Here is a 3,967-nt window from a genome sequence, read left to right on the forward strand (position 1 = left end):
CTCGGCGGTCAACGCCCGCGCCAGCGCGCCATCACCGGCGCGCAGTGCAGCCTCGATCAGCGTCAGGTCGATCACGTCGCGCTGCGCGTGGCTGCCGCCGAAGCGGTGCGCGATCGAGCGGATCGGCCTGATCAGGCGCACGGTTTCGGTGTAGTTGCCCTCGCCGAATGCCTTGACGGCCAGGGTCAAGGGATGGCCGACGTCACGCGTGAAGGCGGCGTTGTCGTCGTCGCCATGCATCGCTTCGCGCTGCGCTTCGATCAAGGTCTGCGCCGGCCCTTCCAGCCCGGCGCCGACAAAGGCCATCATCGCATGCGCGTCGTTGAAGGCATAATTGCCGGCGGCGGCCTTCGGCATCCAGTTCGCGGCCAGCGCCTGCCAGCGGTCGCCGACATCGATGCCGCCGAGATGGAGACGCCACAGGATCGCCGAGGCATCGACCATGTTGAGCGCCAGCGTCGAGCGGTCGCCGTAGATCGGCCCGTCATAGAGCGCCAGCACCTCGTCCGTTTCGCCGAGGTCGTAGTGGAACAGCGCCAGATGCCACCAATTGTGGATCTTGAGGAAGCTGTCCCTGGTCCATGCCTCCGGGTTGGCGCGCATCCAGGCGATGCCGTCTCTTTGCCGGCTCTGCATCTCCATGACATGCGCGACCGCGTGCTGCGCCCAGCCGTCGCGCGGCTCGATCGCGATCGCTCGCCGGCCGAAGCTTTCGGCGCGCGCATAGTCGCCCATCTCTTCCAGTCCGAAGGCCTGCATGCCGAGAACGGCGTGATAGCCAGGCATATCCTTTTGCCAGGCCGGCAGTGCCCGGCCGATGCGGTCGCGCAGCATGCGGGCATTGCCGGTGAAGAAGTCGATCTGGTGTCCTACCTGCAGCGCCAGCGCGTCGAGCGGGTCGTCGATCGCGATATCCTCGAGGATGCGGGCGGCCTCATGCCAGCGCCCATTGGCGAGATGGCCAAGCGTCGCGACATGCGCCCGTTCGCGCGTGGTGCCGGCAAGCGGCAGCGCCGCCGCATGGCATGATTGCGCGACAGCCATGGCCTCCCGCTCGGTGGCCAGGCCGAACAGATAGCCCTTGAACACATGCGCCATCACGAAGCCGGGATCGTCGGCGATGGCGCGGTCGATTGCAGCGACCGGGTCGCCGATGAAGCACTGCAGCTCACGGACGGCTCTGGCGTAGGACGAAAACCCGGCTTCGGTCGCGCCCGAGTAAGTCAGGCCGAATGCGTCCTTCAGCGCCATTGAGGGTCCTTCGATGGGTCGCGAATTTGCTGTTCGGAGCCCAATCCTAGATCATCGCCAACCAACCCGCCAACCGTAGCGACAGGCCTTCTTGCCTACCGCGCTATGCGCACCGCCTCAATTCCCCGAGCGCATCGCCACCGTGGCGATGCCGGCGCCGACCAGCAATGTCCCGCCGGTGCGGTTGAAGATGCGGATCGCCTTCGGGTTGCGCACGATGGCGCGTGCCCTGGACGCGATCAGCGCATAGCCGAAGGCGTTGCTGAAGGCGAGCGCCAGGAAGGTCGCTTCAAAGATCAGCATCTGCGTCCAGAAATCGGCGTGCCGGTCGAGGAACTGCGGAAGGAAGGCGACGAAGAAGGTGATGCTCTTCGGGTTGAGCGCGGTGACCAGCCAGGCATGCGCCATCATTCTTGCCGCCGACACCGCGTCGGTGCGCGGCTCGGCCTTCAGCGCGCCGCCGGCGCGGAACAGTTTGATGCCGAGATAGATCAGATAGCCGGCGCCGATCACCTTGAGCACCGTGAACACCGTGGCCGAAGCCGCGAGCAGCGCGCCGATGCCGAGCATCGACAGCGTCATGGCGGTGAAGTCGCCGAGCGCGACGCCGACCGCCATCGGCAGCGCCGTGCGCCAGCCCTGGCCCAGCGCATAGGAGACGACCAAGAGGATCGTCGGGCCTGGAATGACGAGAAGGATGGTGGAGGCGGCGGCAAAGGCAGCCCAGTTTTCGAAGGACATTTCCTTACTCCTTGAGCGCAAAGAACAGGATAAATCCCGGGGCCGTCGCGATTGTAAAGAGGTCATGGAGAAAATCCTCAGCGCCGACTGGCCAGGCTCCTCCGGCGAAGTAACGGCCTGTTAGGGTTAAGCTCGGTTTGGGGTCTTTCACGCTTTTTCAACCATGAATGGCGAAAATGCCTGCCATTCGGCCGGACCGTGCTTCCCGCCGACAGCGTAGGGTTTGGTGTATGCGCGAGTTGCCGCAAAGTCTGACGCCGCCTTCGAACGGCGAAACCGTCGAAACCGAAATTCCACTCTCGCGCCGCGCCGTGCTTTCCGGCATGGGCGCCATGGCGCTGCTCGGCATGGCCGGCTGCAGCACCACCGAGACGCTCGATCTGCCGCAATTGCAGCTCGACGATACCACGACCGGCTCGGTGCACCCGATCCGCCCGGCGATTAGCGTTGATAAGAACATCACCGGCCCGGACGTGATGTATGCTTCGCTGGCCGATGGTGGCTTCCAGGTGCCTGCCGTGCCCTGGCAGAAGGTCAAGCCGGAATTCCGCCGCCAGATCGTCGTCGACAAGACCGGCGAGGCGCCTGGCACCATCGTCGTCCATCTGCAGGAGCGCATGCTCTATCTGGTCCAGCCGGGCGGCGACGCCATCCGCTACGGCGTCGGCATAGGCAAGGACGGCTTCCGCTGGTCGGGCCGCGCCAACATCCAGTATGGCCGCGAATGGCCGGTCTGGACGCCGCCGCCGGAAATGGTCCAGCGCAAGCCGGAGCTGGTGAAATGGCAGGGTGGCCAGCCCGGCGGCCTCACCAATCCGCTGGGAGCGCGGGCGCTCTACATCTACCAGAACGGCAAGGACACCGGTTACCGCATCCACGGCTCGCCGGAATGGTGGAGCATCGGCCAGGCGATGTCGTCGGGCTGCGTGCGCCTGATCAACCAGGACATCATCGACCTCTACAACCGCGTGTCGAAGAAGAACCCGGTTGTCGTCGTCTGATCTTTTCGGGCGGCCTATGCGGCCGCCACTTTTTCGGGATCATGCTCCCGTTTCTTCCGTTGCGCGATGCCGCAAGACAGGCGAAGGTGCCCTGAAAACCTTCGCCTTGGGAGAAGAAGAGCATGGCCGGAACTTTCGTCATCGCGCAGGGCGGCGGCCCGACCGCCGTCATCAACCAGACGGTCGTCGGCGCCACGCTGGAGATCCGCAAACGCCATCCCGGCGCTAAGGTGCTGGGCTCGATCCATGGCGTGCGCGGCATCCGCGACGGCAATTATGTCGACCTCTCCGCCATCCCGGAAGACCGGCTGCGGCTGATCGCCGGCACGCCGAGCGCCGCCCTTGGCTCGACCCGCGACAAGCCTGACGCGGCCTATTGCGAGGTCATCCTCAATGGCCTGAAGAAGGCCGGCGCCGACGCCTTCATCTATATCGGCGGCAATGACACCTCGGGCACCCAGCAGATCCTGACCGACGCCGCCGCCGGCACGATGGCCTTCGTGCACGCGCCGAAGACCATCGACAACGACCTCGAGGAGAATGACCACACGCCGGGCTTCATCTCGGCGGCCGAATTCGTCGCCGGCGCCTTCCTCTCCGTCGATCTCGATTTCCGCGCGCTGCCCGGCATCTATGTCGGCATCGTCATGGGCCGGCATGCCGGCTTCCTGACCGCCGCCGCGGCCGCCTGGCAGCTCGATGCGGACAGCGGTCCGCATCTCATCTATGTGCCGGAGCGCGCCTTCTCCGCCGAACGTTTCATCGACGATGTCCGCAAGACGCTCGACCGCCACAAGCGCTGCATCGTCGCCGTCTCGGAAGGCGTCAGCACCGCCGACGGCAAGGCGCTGGTCGAAAGCCTGGTGCCGCCGGAAAAGCTCGAGCGCGACCAGCACGGCAATGTCAAATTGTCGGGCAGCGACCTGCCGGCCGCGCTCGAACGCGCGCTGGCCGAGGGCCTGCCGGGCAAGCGC

General features: G+C 65.7%; 4 protein-coding genes. 2 read left to right on the top strand and 2 right to left on the bottom strand.

The features are described from left to right. Positions 1-1,251, bottom strand: a 1,251-nt coding sequence (locus DH10_RS30440; RefSeq protein ID WP_192385671.1) for a tetratricopeptide repeat protein, incomplete at its 3' end; no start/stop codon positions are given. 117 nt (positions 1,252-1,368) lie between these two features. Next, positions 1,369-1,992, bottom strand: coding sequence for a LysE family translocator (locus DH10_RS30445; RefSeq protein ID WP_192253560.1), 624 nt, complete (start codon positions 1,990-1,992; stop codon positions 1,369-1,371). A gap of 323 nt (positions 1,993-2,315) precedes the next feature. On the opposite strand from DH10_RS30445, the gene DH10_RS30450 reads away from it, so the two are divergent. Both DH10_RS30450 and DH10_RS30455 read left to right on the top strand, forming a co-directional pair. Further along, positions 2,316-2,993, top strand: a complete 678-nt coding sequence (locus DH10_RS30450) for a L,D-transpeptidase (RefSeq protein ID WP_246506336.1) — start codon at positions 2,316-2,318, stop codon at positions 2,991-2,993. A 122-nt stretch (positions 2,994-3,115) separates the two neighbouring features. After that, positions 3,116-3,967 (top strand): diphosphate--fructose-6-phosphate 1-phosphotransferase (locus tag DH10_RS30455; RefSeq protein ID WP_192385672.1); only part of this gene is annotated, 852 nt, incomplete at its 3' end.

Origin of the sequence: Mesorhizobium silamurunense (assembly GCF_014843825.1) — a bacterium.
Lineage (GTDB): Bacteria > Pseudomonadota > Alphaproteobacteria > Rhizobiales > Rhizobiaceae > Mesorhizobium > Mesorhizobium silamurunense.